General features: G+C 66.9%; 15 protein-coding genes. 7 read left to right on the top strand and 8 right to left on the bottom strand.

Annotated features, from left to right (window positions below):
- Positions 1–264 precede the first annotated feature (264 nt).
- Together ACAH01_RS10695 and ACAH01_RS10690 are read left to right on the top strand one after the other, a co-directional pair.
- Positions 265–2,214, top strand: coding sequence for a hypothetical protein (locus tag ACAH01_RS10695; RefSeq protein WP_372479167.1), 1,950 nt, complete (start codon positions 265–267; stop codon positions 2,212–2,214).
- A 131-nt stretch (positions 2,215–2,345) separates the two neighbouring features.
- Positions 2,346–3,746 (top strand): hypothetical protein, encoded by a 1,401-nt coding sequence (locus ACAH01_RS10690; protein ID WP_372479166.1) that lies wholly within the window; start codon positions 2,346–2,348, stop codon positions 3,744–3,746.
- Positions 3,747–3,836: 90 nt separating this feature from the next.
- On the opposite strand, the gene ACAH01_RS10685 is transcribed toward ACAH01_RS10690, so the two are convergent.
- The 5 genes from ACAH01_RS10685 to ACAH01_RS10665 are packed head-to-tail and all read right to left on the bottom strand — an operon-like array spanning position 3,837 to position 9,851.
- Positions 3,837–4,778 (bottom strand): DUF1616 domain-containing protein, encoded by a 942-nt coding sequence (locus ACAH01_RS10685; protein WP_372479165.1) that lies wholly within the window; start codon positions 4,776–4,778, stop codon positions 3,837–3,839.
- A gap of 29 nt (positions 4,779–4,807) precedes the next feature.
- Positions 4,808–6,733 carry a hypothetical protein gene (locus ACAH01_RS10680; RefSeq protein WP_372479164.1) on the bottom strand — a complete coding sequence of 642 codons (1,926 nt, stop codon included), beginning with the start codon at positions 6,731–6,733 and terminating at the stop codon, positions 4,808–4,810.
- Positions 6,726–7,664 carry a glycosyltransferase gene (locus ACAH01_RS10675; protein ID WP_372479163.1) on the bottom strand — a complete coding sequence of 313 codons (939 nt, stop codon included), beginning with the start codon at positions 7,662–7,664 and terminating at the stop codon, positions 6,726–6,728. Before ACAH01_RS10675 ends, ACAH01_RS10680 begins: the two co-directional genes overlap by 8 nt.
- A complete protein-coding gene (gene wecB / locus ACAH01_RS10670; protein WP_372479162.1) occupies positions 7,657–8,715 on the bottom strand; it encodes a non-hydrolyzing UDP-N-acetylglucosamine 2-epimerase in 1,059 nt (352 codons plus the stop codon). Before wecB ends, ACAH01_RS10675 begins: the two co-directional genes overlap by 8 nt.
- Positions 8,712–9,851 carry a DUF354 domain-containing protein gene (locus ACAH01_RS10665; protein WP_372479161.1) on the bottom strand — a complete coding sequence of 380 codons (1,140 nt, stop codon included), beginning with the start codon at positions 9,849–9,851 and terminating at the stop codon, positions 8,712–8,714. The genes wecB and ACAH01_RS10665 overlap by 4 nt, the downstream gene beginning before the upstream one ends.
- Positions 9,852–10,331: 480 nt before the next feature.
- Between ACAH01_RS10665 and ACAH01_RS10660 the strand changes: the two genes are divergently transcribed.
- From ACAH01_RS10660 to ACAH01_RS10645, 4 genes are all read left to right on the top strand, one after another.
- On the top strand, positions 10,332–10,658 hold the full coding sequence (locus ACAH01_RS10660) for a hypothetical protein (RefSeq protein WP_372479160.1): 327 nt from the start codon (positions 10,332–10,334) through the stop codon (positions 10,656–10,658).
- Between the two features lie 266 nt (positions 10,659–10,924).
- Positions 10,925–11,227 carry a HalOD1 output domain-containing protein gene (locus ACAH01_RS10655; RefSeq protein ID WP_170094037.1) on the top strand — a complete coding sequence of 101 codons (303 nt, stop codon included), beginning with the start codon at positions 10,925–10,927 and terminating at the stop codon, positions 11,225–11,227.
- Positions 11,228–11,407: 180 nt separating this feature from the next.
- On the top strand, positions 11,408–12,139 hold the full coding sequence (locus tag ACAH01_RS10650; RefSeq protein ID WP_372479159.1) for a TrmB family transcriptional regulator: 732 nt from the start codon (positions 11,408–11,410) through the stop codon (positions 12,137–12,139).
- A gap of 75 nt (positions 12,140–12,214) precedes the next feature.
- Positions 12,215–12,385 (top strand): hypothetical protein, encoded by a 171-nt coding sequence (locus ACAH01_RS10645; protein ID WP_372479158.1) that lies wholly within the window; start codon positions 12,215–12,217, stop codon positions 12,383–12,385.
- 164 nt (positions 12,386–12,549) lie between these two features.
- Here ACAH01_RS10645 and ACAH01_RS10640 read toward each other — a convergent pair whose 3' ends face one another.
- Together ACAH01_RS10640 and ACAH01_RS10635 are read right to left on the bottom strand one after the other, a co-directional pair.
- Positions 12,550–13,170: a hypothetical protein gene (locus tag ACAH01_RS10640; RefSeq protein WP_372479157.1), complete on the bottom strand. Its 621-nt coding sequence runs from the start codon at positions 13,168–13,170 to the stop codon at positions 12,550–12,552.
- A gap of 441 nt (positions 13,171–13,611) precedes the next feature.
- Positions 13,612–14,979 (bottom strand): nucleotide sugar dehydrogenase, encoded by a 1,368-nt coding sequence (locus ACAH01_RS10635; protein ID WP_372479156.1) that lies wholly within the window; start codon positions 14,977–14,979, stop codon positions 13,612–13,614.
- Positions 14,980–15,383: 404 nt separating this feature from the next.
- Here ACAH01_RS10635 and ACAH01_RS10630 point away from each other — a divergent pair, with 404 nt between their 5' ends.
- A complete protein-coding gene (locus ACAH01_RS10630; protein WP_372479155.1) occupies positions 15,384–15,893 on the top strand; it encodes a hypothetical protein in 510 nt (169 codons plus the stop codon).
- Positions 15,894–16,513: 620 nt separating this feature from the next.
- Here ACAH01_RS10630 and ACAH01_RS10625 read toward each other — a convergent pair.
- On the bottom strand, positions 16,514–16,792 hold the full coding sequence (locus tag ACAH01_RS10625; protein WP_026190368.1) for a winged helix-turn-helix domain-containing protein: 279 nt from the start codon (positions 16,790–16,792) through the stop codon (positions 16,514–16,516).
- Between the last annotated feature and the right edge of the window lie 377 nt (positions 16,793–17,169).

Below are 17,169 nucleotides of genomic sequence, written 5' to 3'. Positions count from 1 at the left end.
TCTACGCAGCGAGTGCCGACGATCCCGCCGGAGTAAGAGTGCCGTCTGCGGCGAGTAACCGCCGCCTACGACCACTGTAAGCTCCCCGTACCCGAGCGGTGACCGACTCCGCGTCCGAACGCCGCTCCGACTTCGAAACGGCCGTTCTTACCGGTAGCCGCAACCAACCTGCCGGTAACAGCCGTCTATCGCGATCGTATCCGGCGGCTATCGGTGGGCAAAACAGTCAGAACGCTTAGGTGTGTAATCACTCGCTACTCGTACATGGCTGATGAACAGTCTGACCGTACCGACAGTAAGACGACGCTACTGGACCGCCGCGACGCGCTGAAAGTGCTCGGGGGCACCGCGCTCGTCGGGATGGGCGTCGGGTCCGCGACCGGACAGAGCGAGACCGAGTCGTTCGTCATCGACGCCAGCGAGGCGACGTGGAGCTACGTGATCGAGACGACCGGCGACGTGACACGCGTCCCGACCGACGGCGAGGTCGACGACAGCATCTCCGACGGGACGATCCAGGGCACCGTCTCCTCGGGTCTCGCCGCCTACGAGCTGACGGGCGACGTGACGGCGCTGACGATGGACGGCCCGTCGACGTTCTCCTTCGGCCCCGACGCCGGGGGCCAGCTCAAGGAGCGCCACGAGATCGCGATCTCCTCGCCGACGGAAGTCGCCTACGAGCTGACGACCACCGGCGAGATCACGAAGCTCACGGACGTGGGCAAACTGTCCGCCGAGACCGAGAACGACGTGATCACCCAGAACGACGACGGGACGTACACCGTCACCGGCTACACGGGCAACGGCTACGGCGACTCCTACGAGTTCCTGGGCAGCGTCGTCGCTTTCTCGCCGAAAGACGCCGACGCGAACGTCACGCTCGACGGGGACTCGATCTCCCCGTACGATCTCGTCGGCGAGGACGAGCCCAGCCAGACGCTGGCGGTCGTCTCACAGACGGAGGTCTCCTACGAGTTCACCGTCGACGGCTCCGTCGAGAAGGTCCTCGACGCCGGCCGGAACTCCGCCGAGACGGAGAACGACGTGATCGCCGAGAACGACGACGGCACGTACGCCGTCGCCGGCTACACGGGCAACGGCTACGGTGACTCCTACGAGATCACGGGCGAGGTGAGCGACTTCGCCCCGGTCGATGGCGACTACACGCTGTACCTCGACGGTGACCAGATCGCGCTCTCGGAGCTGACCGGCCAGGAGTCGACGGACGAGTCCACGGACTCGACCGAGGACGGCTCCGACGACTCGACGGAATCGACGAGTCCGGTGATCGGCGGCGGTGACGGCTACGCGGACGCCGTCGAGCCGACGCAGGCGACCGTCACCGTCGACTCGGTGTCAGAGCTGGTCGACGCACTGGGCAGTGCCGCCAGTGGTGACGTGGTCTACGTCGACGGGAGCGCCGAACTCGACCTCGGTTCGCGGGACATCACCGTCCCGGCCGGCGTCACGCTGGCGAGTGACCGGGGGGTCGACGGGGCTGCCGGTGGCCACCTCTACACCACGTCGGTCATGTGGCCCCTGGTCTACGTCTCGGGGGGCGCTCGCGTCACCGGACTGCGCGTCAGCGGCCCGAGCTACTCCTACCGCGAGTACGACGCCGACGCGGTCGACATGGGTCTGCGGGTCACTGGCAGCGGCGTCGAGATCGACAACAACGAGATCTGGGGGTTCACCCACGCGGCGGTCCGGCCGGCCGGCGACACGCACGTCCACCACAACCACATCCACCACAATCCGATGGACGGCCTGGGCTACGGGGTCAGCACCACGTCGGGCCAGCCGCTCATCGAGTACAACGAGTTCAACTACAACCGCCACAGCATCGCCAGCGGCGGCGGCAACGGCTACGTCGCCCGCTACAACTACTTCGGGTCCGCGGCCGTCGACCACGTGATGGACATGCACCGACCCGGCGGCACGACCATCGAGATCCACCACAACACCGTCGAGGCCGTCACGCACGTTCAGGACAGCGGCCGCACCGAGGCCGTCGCGATTCGGGGGACGCCGAGCGACGTGGCCGACATCCACGGCAACTGGTTCTACAACCCCAACGAGCCCAAGCCGACGCCGGAGGGGTGGGACGGCAGCGCGATCACGCAGGTTCACACCAGCAGCTGGCAGAACGTCGAGTTCCGGAACAACCACTACGGCAGCGATGAGCCGGCACCGGACATCGGCTGTCCGCGATAGCGAGTCGCTCGCTTCGCGCTGACGGCTCTCTTTTCGGGGAACGCCGGAGACACCCAGCCGAACCGGTACCCGTCCCTTACCAGTTCGTAAGAACTACCATTACAATGACGCCGGGCGGTCACGCTCCGCCCGTGTCACGAGATTCCCAGCCCCGCCGCTCTCGCCGTGCCTTCCTCGCGCTCACAGCGGCAGCCGTCGGCTCGCTCGCCGGCTGTCCGGGTGGTGGTCCAGCGACGGAGACGCCGGTGCCGCCCGACGACGGGACCCGGACGCCGGGGGAGACGCCGGTCCAGACGACCGAGAGACAGTCCCGGTTCGACGAGGTGATCGACATCACCGAGGTCGGCGGTGCGGCCGACGGCTCGGAACCGATCACCGATCTGCTGGCCGAACACGCGGCCGACGATACGCTGATCGAGTTTCCGGCCGGGACCTACGCGGTCGATCACGTCTCGCTGACCGGGCTCCGCAACGTCGGGCTCCGTGCGGTCGACGGAGCCGACGTGTCGCTCGTTCCGACCGCTCCCGCCAGCGAGCTGGGCACGACGCTCCTGCGACTGGTCGATCTCAAGCGGTTCCTCTTCGAGGGGATCGACCTCGACTTCCGAGCCGAGGGGTACGGCGGCATGATGTACGTACTGGGGACCGACGACTTCGCCGTCCGCGATGTCACGGTCAGGGGCCAGTACCCGACCGACGTGTCCGGGTTCCGGTTTGAGGCGGTCACGCCAGACAGCACCGCCCTCGTCGAGAACGTCCATCTCTCCGGTGGCTCGACCGACGACTCAGACTCCGTCGGGATCTACGTCGGCCACAACCACGCCGGGACCCTGACCGTCCGGGACTGCGTGGTGGAGAACTTCCCGAACAACGGCATCTACGCGTCGTCGCCGGGCCGACAGGACGGGCTCTCGGGCTCGAACGGACCCGTCCACGTCCGGGGCGGGCGCTACCGGAACAACAACATCGCCAACGTCAGACTCGGCTCGACCGGCTCGTCGGTCAAGCGCGCGACCGTCGTCGTCGACGAGGTGCCGCCGCGTCACACCAACGGGCTCGATCCCCGCGGGATCCGGATGCGGGCCCGCGAAGGACAGGTCGTCGAGGACTGCGAGGTCCGCATCGAGGGGCAGGTCCCGACGAGCTCCGGCGGGATCGTGCTCCACTCGGAGGCGGGCCAGGCGACGATCAGAGACTCGACGGTGACCGTCGACACCGACGGCGTTCCGGCGATCAACGCCCTCCGTCCCGCCGACAGCCAGCGGGGGCCGGTCGTCGAGAACGTCACCATCAGCGGCCGCGCGGCGACCGAACACGCGATCGACATCACCAGGCGAAACGGCACACGCATCCGGGGCTCGCGGATCGAACAGACGGGGCCACGCCGCTCCGGGATCCGGTTCGAACAGTCGCGTGACTGTCTCATCGCCGACACGAACTTCGACGTGACGGGCGATCCGATCACCGCAATCGACTCCGAAGTCGTGCGACAGAACGTCTCGCTCGAACCGCCGGAAAAGCGATTCGAGTAGCACGGCCCGGCGGCACTTCTCCGAGGCCGACACGCCCGAGAGCGGCGGCTGTCGTCGCGATCTTCGATCGCCGAAAAGAGTGTAGCCGCGTCACCCGATCCGGACGCGCAGCCAGCGAACTGCGTTCTCTCGGGACGGTTCTGCCGGTGGCTCCCCTTCGTAGAGGAGGTAGGTCAGTTCGAGCGGGCGGTCGCCGCGTTCGAGATCGAGTTCGTACGTCGCCGTCCCGGTCCCGCTGTCGCCGAGCGTGAGCGACGTGCGACCGAGGGTCCGCTCCTCGACGAGGCCGCGGTCGGTTGCGATGCCGGTCCGGGCGACGACGGTGTAGTTCGCGCCGGGACGTGCCGGGCTCTCGACGACCAGCTCGTGGACCGACTCGTTGCCGATCGTCTCGGCGGTCGCCATCACCTGTTCCCCGTCGGGCCCGTCGGTAGTGAGGTAGAACTCCGTGACCCCCTGACCGCTGTCGTCCGTCGCGACGACGCCCCCGGCACCGACGGCGGCGACGCTCAACAGGACGGCGACGATCAGGAACACCTGCGTCTTCGGCCGTTCGGTCGTCCCCGCCAGCGCCCGGCGCAGCGGGGTCGTCACCTCGAACCGCTCTCCGGCCGGCAACCGCTCGCGTCGGACGAGCGCGATCACGCTCGCGGCGATCGTCACCGCGGCGACGGTGTCCAGGACGGGGACGAGCGTCAGCGACCAGACGGCGTCGACGGCGACCCCGACCAGCGGGACGACGAACAGGCTCAGTCCGACCGCGAGCGCGCCGCGCTCGATCGCCGTCGGGCTGTCCACGGCCGTCCCGTTCTCTCGATGGGCCGCGGGATAGAGGGCCGCGACGACGGCGTACCCCGGTACGAACAGCAAGAGCGGGACCGCGAGGACGCCCCTCGCGGCGACTGGGAGCCCGAGCGGGAGCGAGAACAGGATCGCCCCCACGAGGGCCAGCAACACGACCGCTGCGACGTCGATCGACGACGCCAGTCGCGGCAGCGCGACCGGCGACGACTGGACAGTTCTGTCTGACATTGGGCTGGATTCCGAATCTCCGCGCATAGTTATGCTCCGTCTATCCCGTCGATACCGGTACAGACGGTGACGTTGCTGTTCGCGTAGAGGCGGTGCATGTCCTCGCGACACACCTCCGAGGGGGCGAGCCGCCGAGTCTGTGACTCGTTGCCGACGAGGACCACCGGTGCGCCGGTCGACTGGTACTGTCGGTAGACGACGGTGTCGTGGACGATCTCGCCGTCCTCGACGGCCAGCATGTTGGCCGGCGTCGCGCCGCTGCGCTCGAACACCGTCCGATAGGGGTGGTCGGTGTAGATCGGATCGGCCACTTCGGGCCGCGTCGCTCCGACCGTCTCGACGGCCGACAGCTCCGTCTCGTCGTAGGCGTAGGTCGGGAACTCCTGGTCGAAGACCGGGCTGTCCGGGGTCCCCTTGTGGTTGATCGCCATCGCACCGGGGACCACCAGCGCGAACACGAGCAGGCCGGTCATCGCCATCCGTGGCGAGAGCCGGCGCACCGCGAACCGGCAGCCAAGCGCCGCGAGCAGCGCCATCGGGACGTACATGAACGCGTACCAGCGGCCGGGCAGGAAGGTCGTGAAGCCAAACAGCGGGAGCCCGAAGGTAAACGTCGCCAGCACCACCGCGGCCACGGCGTAGGTCACCGTCGCCGGAGTGGCGTTGCGTCGGCGGAAGACCGCGACGGTCCCGATCACGACCGCGAAAAACAGCGCGAAGAAGCCGAGCGCGTCCGCGAAGGCGATGTCGATCGGGACGCCCGCAGCGCTGCTGGCACCGCCCGCGCCGCTGGGATCCGGACCGGCGAGGTTGAGGAAGCCGACGGAGGTCGCGATCGCCCGGTCGACGGTGTCGAGCAGTTCCAGGGCGAACACGCTGTCTCGGTACGGCGTGATCGACCAGAGCGCGGCCACGAAAGCGGTGACGAGCGCGAAGACGGGCCACAGCGACCCCGCGCGGTCGAAGTCGCCGGGCAGGACCGATCCCAGCGATCCCACCACGGCACCGACGCCCAGCACCACCAGCAGGATGAACGCCGAGATCTGGTGGGTCAGCGCGGTCGCGATCCCGAACGCCACGACGATCGCGTACGTGGCGCGTCTGGTGTCGCCAGCGAGGAGCCGCGTCGCTCCGGCCAGCGCTCCGAGGAAGAAGACCAGCCCCATGCTGGTCGGGATGATGTGGACGCCCCACCGGATCACGTGATCGGCCATCACGAACAGGCCCGCTGCCAGCAGCGCCCAGCGGCGGTCGAACAGCAGCGTCCCGATCGCGTACAACAGCAGCGTCGACAGCGGGAGCGCGAGCCCCATCGAGACGTACGTGGCCGCCCGCAGGCCGACACCGATGGCGTCGGCAGCGATCACTACCAGGACGTGAAAGAGCGGCGCGGTCCGGTACTTCACGTCGGCGATCGCCGACAGCGAGTCCGTCGCCTGGATGGCCGCCGCGTAGTCCGTGAGGTGCGTCCAGCTGTCGACGCCGATCAGTCCGGGCGTCGAGAGCAACGCGGTGAACCTGACGACGAGCGCCAGCGCGAGCAACTGGCCCAGCACGAGTCCGGGGCCGAGCGCGTCGTCGTCGAGAAACAGGATCTGTGCGAGGATCGCGGTCCCGACGAGCCCGCTGGCGAGCAGGAACGTCGTCGTCCGACCGCCGGCAGTCGCGCCAAACAGTGCGAGCCCGCCGATCCCCAGCGCCGTGAGGCCCGCGACGACACGCCCGTCGACGCCGACGCGTCGACGCTCGATCGCGCGCTCGTACTCGCCAGCACGGACGCGTCCGACGAGATACACCAGGCTCCCGAGGCCCAGCACCGGCGGGAGGACCTGGATGAACAGCTGTCCGGAGAGGAATCGAAGCGGGAAGAGGACGACCGCGACTGCGAGGCCGGCCAGCCCCACGAGGAGATCCGGCTCCGCCGGGAGGCGCTCGCGAGGCGTCGCGCTAGCCATCGACGGTCACCCCCTGTGCGCCGGCTCGTCGATACACCGACGCGATGTTGCGGGCCATCTCCGACAACCCGAGGGTTGCGACTTGCTCGCGGCCCTCAGAGACCGGTGCGGCCCGGAGCGTCGCGACGAGTCGCTCGACGAGTTCGTCGTCGTCGGCACAGACTCCCGAGTAGTCGAGGGCCTCGACGTAGTTGGACACGTCTCCCACGTCGGTCGAGACGACGGGGCAGTCACAGGCCAGTGCTTCCTTCACCGTGTTCGGTGACCCCTCGCGTCGAGAGGTCAGGAGCATCACGTCTGTTGCGTTCATGTATCGTGGTATCTCTCCGTGGTCGACGCCGCTCACCGTCCGGAGCGCGACGTGTGCATCGAGGCGTGACGCCGCCTCGTCGACGACCGCGCGGGCCCGTGGGAAGTCCTTGATCGGGCGCTCGGGGTTGTAGGGAAACAGGACGATCCGGGCGTTCTGATCCCACCCGAGTTCGTCGCGGGCGCTCGCCTGTGCGGTGGGGCTGAACCGTTCCATGTCGACGCCGTGGGGAATGACGTAGGCGTCTCGATCGAGTTCGGTCGCCATCCCGTCGGACATGACGATCACTTCGTCACACCGGTTGGCACACCACGTCGACAGCCGTCCGTAGGCCCCCAGCAGGTCCGACCCCCACAGCGAGAGGACGACCGGGCGACGCCGCTGGGCGAGGGCGGCCGGCGCTGTCAGCCCGTAGTTGGCGTGGACGACGTCGTACTCGGACAGCGACTTGCGAAGCGTCGTCCCGTAGAAGCGCGCGTAGTGGCGCAACCGCCGGGTTCCGTCATCGCTGTTGGGGACTGCCACCGTATCACAGTTCAGCCCCAACTCTTCGAGGGCGTCGACCTGTTGTCTGTAGAACGACGCGTCTTCGTTGGTCACCAGCATGAGCACGTCACCCATCGGCGATCACCTCGACGACCCGCTCGGCCGCGTCACCGTCGCCGTAGGGGTGGCCCCTGTCGGTGGCGTCGACCGGCGTCGCCAGCGCGTCGCGGATCGCCGTCGTCCGTGCGCCGACGAGCCTGTTCCAGCCCTCCGAGACCGTCTCGTCCCACTCGGTCTCCTCGCGCAACGTCACGCAGGGCGTTTCGAGGAAGAACGCCTCTTTCTGGACGCCCCCGGAGTCGGTGACCACCCGGTCGGCGGCGTCGAGCAGGCGGACGAAATCGAGGTAGCCGACCGGGTCGATACAGTGCAGTTCGGACTGGATCGCCTCGAACAACTCCTGATCTCGGAGCGCGGCCGCCGTACGCGGGTGGACCGGAAAGACGACCGGCGCGGGGTGGGTCACCAGCGCCTCCACGATCGCGGTGAGGCGGTCGGGATCGTCCGTGTTGCGGGGCCGGTGTACCGTCGCGAGGACGAACGACTCGTCGAGTCCGAGCCGATCGAGGACGGTCGACTCGTCGCGCGCGATCCGCTCGGCCCAGCGGAGCGCGTCGTACATCACGTCGCCGGTCTCGTGGACCCGATCACCCAGGCCCTCCCGTTCGAGCGTCTCGGTCGCCGCCCGGCAGGGCGTACAGAGCACGTCGGCGACGTGATCCGTGACGATCCGGTTGGTCTCTTCGGGCATCGATCGCGTCCCGCTTCGCAGTCCAGCCTCGACGTGAGCGACCGTCACGTCGCGGTTGGCCCCGACGAGCGCTCCGGCGACCGTCGAGTTCGTGTCGCCGTACAGGAGGACCACGTCGGGCGCTTCCCTGGCGACGATGGGGTCCAGTCGTTCCATGATCCGTGCGGTCTGGACCGCGTGGGTGTGCGAGCCCACCCCGAGGTTGTAGTCGGGCTCGTCCAGATCCAGGTCGTCGAAGAACACCCCCGACAGCTCTTCGTCGTAGTGCTGGCCGGTGTGGACGAGCACCTCCTCGTGGTCGGGTGCGAGCGCACGCGAGACGGGGAAGGACTTGACGAACTGCGGACGCGCCCCGACGACGGTGAGGACCTTCATGTTCCCACCGCCACGAGCACGTCCCGGACGAACGAGGCCACGTCGATGGTCTCTGCGACGAACTCGCCCCGGCGGCGGTCCCAGTCGCCGTCGTCGTCCGCGAGCAGCGTCTCGATTCGGTCGTGGGCCTCCGACTCGTCGTCGGTCGAGAACACGAGCCCGTAGTCTGCGAGTCGCCGAAAGTTCGCCATGTCGTCGTCGCCCGCAAAGGAGTTACAGCGCACGGCCGGCGTCCCGAGCAACGCGGCCTCCGTCGCCATCGTCTGGGAGTCGCCGACGTACAGCCGGGCGAACGCCAGCAGGTGGTGGAGGTCGGCCGGCGCGACCGGGAGTCGGTACTGGTCGAACGGCGCGTCGAGCGGCTCTTCGGACGTGATGTACACCTCGCCGGCCTCGGCGAGTGTCTCGACGATCGCCTCCTTGCCGGCCCGCGAGAGGCCCCCCTCGCCCACGTCGTGCTGTGCGCCCCAGGAGACGAACCGGACCAGCGAGTAGTCGGCCGACGGGTCCACCCCGGCCGCCCTGACTACCTCCCGGTCGGGCTCGAACCGCTCGGGGTGGAGGTAGGCCAGTTCGTGGAGCCCCTCGTAGCGCACGTGGCGCGCGTCGATCTCCCCGTCGTACCACGCTGGCGTACAGACCACGTCGGCGAAGGGGAAGGCGAGGCGATTGGTCAGCGCCGCCGGCTCGCTGTCGGTCAGGACGACGCTCTTGGCTCCGAGAGCAGTCGCGACGTGGGCCGCCGCGACGCCGCCGATCGCGGTGACCACGTCGGGCTGGAAACGGCGCGCCGCCGCCAGCAAGCGCAGCTCGTACAGCGCCTGCACGCCGATCCGCTCCAGCGTCGACTGGCCCGAACCGGCGAGCACGCTGTGCTCGATGTCGAAGGCGGTCAGCAACTCGGTGGCAACGTCTTTCTCGCGCGTACAGACGCGCACCTCGTGCCCGTCGGCGGTCAACTCCTCGATGACGGGGCGATAGAAGTGGACGTGAGCGGGATGCTGAATCGTGATCAGGACCCGAAGCCGCTCGGTCTGTTCTGCTGGTGGCGTCCCCACCCCGTTCTGGTCGGGCGGGACGGTAGCGTTCTGTGGCGTGTCTGTGGCTGTCGCGGCCGAGGCGTGTCTCCGACGCATCACTCGGTGGTGACCGGGTGAGTGTTTTGTTATGGCCGACCTAAGCACCCAGTCCCCAGCAGCCGCCCACTACAGCGTTCGCGGGGACCTCGCCAGTTCTTCGGCGTCGTCGCCTCCGATCGCCGCTCCACTCCATGCGAGCGCGGGCGCGCGATGGGGAGCCAAGGACTGCCGTCGTCGGTCCGTCGTAGCTCGCCGTCGACGAGCGCGGAAAATGGAAGCGGGGAAAGGGGAGTGGGGTGGGGTGGGGGGTGGGCAAGTGGCGACGAGTCGGGGGGACGGAGACAGCCACTGTGTGGGGGATTCGCTCCCCAGATACCACGTATCGGCCCAGGGGTATTGTTAGTCGATTCGTACCTCTCGGGCGTCGATGGGGGAGCGTCGACTACTCGTGGTAAGACCGGTGAAACACTCGTCCGTGCGAAATCGTGACAGTAAGATAATACATAACCTTCCGTATCCGGCCGCCACCTCTCACCGATGACCGAACACGAATCGCTGCCGACCGACGCCTCGGACGACAAGCCAGACCACGTGCTCCGACTGCTCGCCTCGGAGACGCGGCGTGCAGCACTCCGGGAACTCCGTTCGGAGCCGTCTCGATCGCTCGACGCCCTCGCGGACGCCGTCGCCGACAGCGAGGAAGTCTCGGTCGAGTCCACGGAACGACTCTGTCACCGCCTCCATCACTGTCATCTCCCTCGCCTCGAAACGGCCGGCATCTGTCGGTACGATCCCGACGAGTCGCGGGTCGACTACGTCGGCGACGAGACCGTCGAAGCCGTGCTCTCGCTGCTGGAGGAGTGATCGCTCGGCCGTCGGGAGACATCGGCTGTCACGCGAGGGTCCACAAGAGTTACGTCTGTACAATCCAACCTCCTGTCACGTATGCAGTTCGCTCTCGTCTCTTCGCCTGCACGTCTGTGTCGTCCGGACGCGACATCGCCGTCCAGTTCGAGCAGCCGGGCATCGTGCGACAACGTCTCGTTGCGACACCGCGCCCTCCGCCGCGTCCCGCCTGCCAGAGCAGCTACCGCCACCGTCGACGGTTCGAGGACGGTGAGACAAAACAGATGAACGGCGACCTCGTCGTCGAGTACGACGAAGAGTTCGATCGCCACGTCGTCGAGGTCGACGCCGACGACGATCGGTCGACCAGCGAAGTGGTCGTCTACGCGATGTCGGAAGTGTCGGGTGAGGAACCGACAGCACTGCGACCGCTGGGGACGGTGATCGATCCGGACGCGCTGGACACGATCTTCGATAGATGTCCCGACGACGATCGGGGAGACGCCCACATCTCCTTCGAGTACGAGGGGTACGAGGTGACGGTGTTCAGCCACGGCCGCATGACGATCACCGAGCCCCGGTCCTGATCTGTCCGAGATTCCCGATACGGGCTCGCTCGTGTGTGTCACTCGCCAAATCACGAAGAGTACTTACGGGGCCGACGGCTACCATCTGTGCGTATCAGATGCGGTTCTCTTCAACTGACGGCCGGGGCGTGTCGGCCGATACTGTCCGTACCGGTGGGTACCGTGATGGGACGACGAGGCATGACAGCGAACACTGACGACGCCAGGCGGCGGGCGATCGACAAGCTCGAAGGCCTCGGGCTGAGTGCGTACGCCGCACGCACGTTCGTCGCGCTCGTCGAACTCGGGAGCGGCACGGCGAAGTCGATCAGCGCCACCGTGGATGTCCCGCGCACGCGGGTGTACGACGCCGCCGACGAACTGTCCGAGTGGGGGCTCGTCGAGATCGAGTCGGCGACCCCGCGCCGATTTCACGCGGTCTCGATCGAGCACGCGCTGTTCGTGCTGGGGACCGAGTACACCGACCGGACCGACGGCGTGACGGCGGCACTGGAGGCGGTCGGCTCGACGGAGTCGTCGCTGTCGCGAGACGACCTCTGGCTGTCGAGCGATCCGGCGGCGATCACGGAGCGAACGAGTGCGGTCGTTGCCGACGCCCAGGAGTCGGTGTTGCTGGCGACGACCGACGACCGGCGGGCCGAGCCACTCGCGGACGCCCTCGTCACAGCTGCAAAGCGCGGCGTCGAGGTCCGTGCGATCGGTGTCGACGACCGATTCGACGAGAGCCCGGTCACCGTCGTGGACGACGACCGACCGTGGAATCCGGCCGTGTTGCCCCTCTCGACGGTGCTGCTCGCCGACGGCGAGGACGCCGTGGTGACGTTCCAGTCAGAGGAGTCACTGGCCTTCTGGAGCCGCGGCGAGTCGAACAATCTGCTCGTCCTCCTGCGGGCGTTGCTGGGGATCGAGTAGCGAGGACAGTCACCGGCTTACTCCGCGAAGGCCCACAATAACCAAACCCCTCCTCACGGACAGCGTGAACGAACCATGCCGTCAGTGACCGAGCGGACGACTGCGGGGACGGAGTACAGGGCGATCGTCGAACGATACGACGCGCGGCCGAACCAGTGTACGATCTTCCGGGCGACAGACGAGCACGCGGCCGCCTGGATCACGGCCGACGAAGCGACCTACGTCGATCTGGCCCTGGTTCGGTAGCGCGCCTTCTCGCGGACCGTCGCCGTACCCGAGCACCGTGCGTTCGGCGTTCGTACTGTCACTGCTTTTGCGACGCCTGAATCGCGAGATTCGTCCTCGACGGACAGCCGCCAGTCACAGTCGTTCGCGCAGAAAACCGAGCCCGGTCCCGCAGATCGGCTGTTCTAGACCGTGCTCTGCTCGTCGGTCTGTCGGTCGACGTACTCGTTGGCGATCGCACAGCAGGCGAACGCGACGAGCACGACCGGGACGACGACGCCGACGCTGACGGCCGGGACGATCAGTGCGAGTCCGTACAGGGCCGTGCCGCCGGCAGCGAGCCCCGCGTAGTACCGGGGCCAGGGACGGCCCTCGTCGTCGCCGATGTCGAGGAACTCTTCGAGCTGGTCGGCGTTCAGTCCGAGACTGATCGTCCCCCGGTTCTGATCGAACGCCACGACGTTCATGTCGTCCATCTTGGGCAGATGGCACTGATAGAGGCCGACGTAGACGCGCTTGCGCTCGCTCGACGAGATCGCCTGGACGGTCGTGTCGTTCTCGATGGCGGCGATGTGTTCGGCGAGATCGCTCAGCGATACCGTCTCGTCGTCGGCCGTTTCGAGGTACCGCAACACCTCGCGGCGACGCTGGTTTTTCAGTAGCTCGAACACCCGATCGACCGGTAAGGGTGCCGGCTCGTCTGCCATCACCTCACCCCCTTCCTGCTGGGCTGACTCCGTCATCTCGTTCGTGTCGCCGACCGATCCACCCTCCGTCTGTGTTGACTCATCGCGCGTTGCACTCATAGTAGTCTCCCAGTGTTCGCTGATTCATGTTCGTGACCTCAGTTGATCGTCCATTACCGGCTTGTGTCTGTGTCTGTTTCCTCGGTGACCCCGTACCGGTGACGCGACGCCAGCACCCACCACGGATCCTGGCCTCGGTCCAGTGGACATATACTCACACCAGCGGGAGGCTTTTAATTGTTTCCTATACTTAACTTCTATTCTGAATGTTACTCCAGCTGTAATATTTGTCAAACAGACTATTATAACCAGCAGCCGGTGGTTACTCCGGCTGATCGTACGTATAATCCGATTTTTCGGCCGAAATACAGACAGCTGAAATCATCTTGTTATTTTCGGAAAAATAATAAATGCCGTTCTTCGAATTGCGCTGTTGGCCGTCACCGCCTCGCCGTCCGTACGTCCCGTGGTCGCGAAGGGTACCGGGGACGGCCGACAGTATCAGTCGGAGGTCGCGGGCCCGCTCCCGATCGTGTACACCTCGCCGGCCGTCGCCGGGTCCGTCAGTGCGTCTCTACCGTCGACCACGACCGGATCGGCGAGTCGGTCCCAGGGCACGTCGTCGAACGCGTCGTGGGCCGTCACCAGCACGAGCGCGTCCGGGTCGATCGCCGGGAGGTCCGACAGCGTCGCCGGCCGCCCCGGGAAGGCCGCGAGGTCGCTGCACACCGGATCGACGGTGTACACGTCGGCACCGGCCGCCGACAGCGCGGCGGTGATCGTCCAGGCCGGCGACGCCCGCGTCTCGTCGATCCCCGGCCGGTAGGTGACACCGAGGACGGCGACGCTCGCGTCTCCGATCTCCGTCCCGGCGTCGACGAGCTGTTCGACGGTCTTGTGGACGGTGAACTCCTCCATCCGCTCGTTGACCCGGCGGGCCGTCTCCAGCAGCGGTGTCGGCGTCTCGACGGTGTCGATGACGAAGTGGGGGTAGTAGGGGATACAGTGCCCGCCGACGCCGGCACCGGGATCGTGGATCTCACAGTACGGCTGGGTGTTGGCCGCCTCGATCGCTTCGCGCACGTCGATCGCGAGCTCGTCGGCCAGCCGTCCCAGCTCGTTGGCCAGCGCGATGTTGACGTCCCGGTAGAGCCCTTCGAACAGCTTGACGCACTCGGCAGTCGTCGGATCGCTCACGGGGATGACCTCGTTGCTCGTGAGCTCGCCGTACACCAGTTTCGCGACGCGCGTGCTCTCTTCGTCGACGCCACCGACGATCTTCGGGTAGCTGCCGGTGATGTCTTCGAGCGCGCGCCCGCTGGCCGTCCGCTCCGGACAGAACGCGAGCGCGAACTCGTCGGGGGCCAGCCCGCTCTTCTCGACGAGCCGTGGCTGTAGCACGTCGACGCACGTGCGCGGGGGGAGCGTCGATTCGAGGAACACCGCGTCGCCCGGTGCCAGTCCGGCAGCCACGTCGTCGACGACCGACTCGACCGCGGACAGATCTGGAGTGTCCGTGTCGTCGAGCAGCGTCGGGACGATGACGACGTGTAGCGCCGCCGACTCGGCGGCGTCGACCCCGTCGGTGGTGGCACGCAGCGACTCCGTTTCGACGGCCGTCTCGACGGCGGTGTCCAGTCCCGGTTCGTCCTCGACCGGGGACCGGCCGTCGTTGATCGCGTTCACGACGGCGCTGTCGATGTCGACACCGGTCACGTTCCCCGACCGGTCGGCGAACACCGCCGCGAGGGGGAGTCCCATCTTGCCGAGACCGTAGACTGCGACCGGAACAGCGCCGTCTCTGAAGGCCCGTCGCTGCTCGTCGGCCGGACGGTCACTGCCGTACAGCCGACTCAGTGTCGTGCTCATCCGTCGATTCCTCCGTCCGGCGTGGCTGGTCCGTGATCTGTCGTCACCATCTGGTTTGCCCGTCCGACGTGAGCGACATTGTTACGAACACCATTGCCCGGACGTACGACCGCGTTATGGCTCGCGTGATCGGTCCCCTCGTCGTGGCGGCGTGGCTCGCTCGAACGTGACGCATCCGGGAGCATTTCCGGCGCGGTTCGTCGCCGGGTGGCAGCTCCGCGCCCGTCGTGTCGGCTGTCTGGAACTGCGATCCCACCGCGTCGCCGATCGGTAATCCGATCGTAGCGACTGTCCAGCCGGCGAGTTCACCGAGTAACCTCACTGTTACTAAACTATGGGCGAGGGTCATATGTGCTGTATCGATTGTATATGCCGGACGCTGCGGGACAATCCGAAAACGTTCGATGTTCAGCAACAACGATGAACTCTCACAAGACACGGTGTTCGACGTGCTTAGCAGCGCGCGGCGGCGGGAAACGATCGCGATCTTACGGGAGGAGGAGACCCCGATCGAACTGACGAGGTTGGCGGAGATCGTGGCCGCCCGAGAGAACGACACGACCGTCGAGGAGCTCTCCTCCCAGGACCGCAAGCGCGTGTACGTCTCCCTCTACCAGACTCACGTGCCGAAGCTCGTCGACGTCGGGATCGTCGAACACGACACCGACACGGGCGAGGTGTGGCTCACGTCGCGGGCCAGCGCGATCGAGCCGTACTTACACAACCCAGAACAGTCCAGACGGTGGCACCGGTATTACCTGGTCGTGGCGGTCGTCGGTGGACTGGCGTTTCTGGCGACGTCGTTCGGCGTGCTCCCGTTTGTCTCCGGAGCACTCCTCGGCCAGATACTCGTTCTCGCGTTCGTGCTCCTCGCGGGTGCGCAGTTTCTCCTCGCGTGGCAGCACCGCCTCTGACCCGCCGTCTGGGACCGTCCGTTGCGCGTCGTACCGCCGGCCGTCTCGTCGTGTCGCAGTTTCCAGGCCGGTGTCCCGGCGCTCACCGACCGACGGCCGACAGCGTCGCCGGCTCGACGCTGCGGCTGGCGGTCGCTGTCAGTCGTGTGAAATCGGGTATGAGAATGAAGGTGGTCAGTCGTCGGTGCCCGAGTCTGGTAGCAGCTGTTCCGGTGTCCGTTCGTAGACCGGCGTCTCTGCGAACTCTGTGATCCGTTCCATTTCGCGCTCCGAGATGTGCTGAACCATCGCCAGTGTCTGGGTCGTACGATCCTATAGTAATTGAGTCCGTAGCGAGTTCCCCGCCGACGGAAGCGACGAGTTACCGCACGGAAGTCCCAGCGTTCTCGGGCCGTCGGGGGCGACCAGCGCCTTCGAGACGGTTCTGACACTGTCGACTCTCCTGATACTACCGGCTGTAAATCTGTGAACGATTTCGCCACTCCGGGGTGGCGAAGATCCTCACGAAGTTACAGCCGGCAGTATGAGAGACCGGCGCGACCTTCGGGGTCGCGGATAGCCCGAGCCAGTCCACACGGTAGCGCTGCTGCCCGTGGCTCGTCGGCGAGCGCCGACGGGCGCTACACCATGTTCTCGGCTTCGATCGTCTGCCAGACCCGGTCGCCTTCCTCCGTGAGGCCGTAGACGCGCCCCTTCTTGCGCTCGTCGGAGACGAGCAGATCGACCAGCTCGTTCTCTCGGAGCTCCTGGAGCGCCCGCGAGACGTGGGCCAGACCCACGCTGGCGTCGTCGGCGATGTTCGACGGTGTCGACGGTCCCTCGTCGAGGCGACGCATCGCGGCGACCCTGTAGCGCGAGCTGATGACGAAACTCACGTCGTCCCAGTCGGGGTCGGTCATGACCGTCTCGCCCCCGATCGGTCCGTCGCGCCACTGGGTGACGGCACGCGACAGCGTCCGGTAGTACTGTGGAGTATCACTGTCGCTATAAGCGAGTCGAGTCGGACATAAAGACAGTCGGTCGTTAATCCCGTTCACGCTCAGTAAGCGGGTCTTTCTCGCGTGGTCTCCTCTACCGACGGTCAGCAGGCGGTCCGTATGCAGTGGTCGGTCGGCCAACGACCGCCTTCGCATATGGCGTCCATAACAATACCACTCGGTTTCCGACCATCGGTCGTGACTTCCAGACGTGTTCGAACCCGTTCAGAGATCGTTATCGACCGTGCGGGGCGTATCGAGGCCGGAGTACGAGCGACGCGACGAACGACCGACGCCAC

It is taken from the genome of Halomicrobium sp. HM KBTZ05 (assembly GCF_041530035.1).
Lineage (GTDB): Archaea > Halobacteriota > Halobacteria > Halobacteriales > Haloarculaceae > Halomicrobium.
Note: the sequence above shows the minus strand (reverse complement) of the source record. Positions and strands in the feature narration are given on the sequence as shown.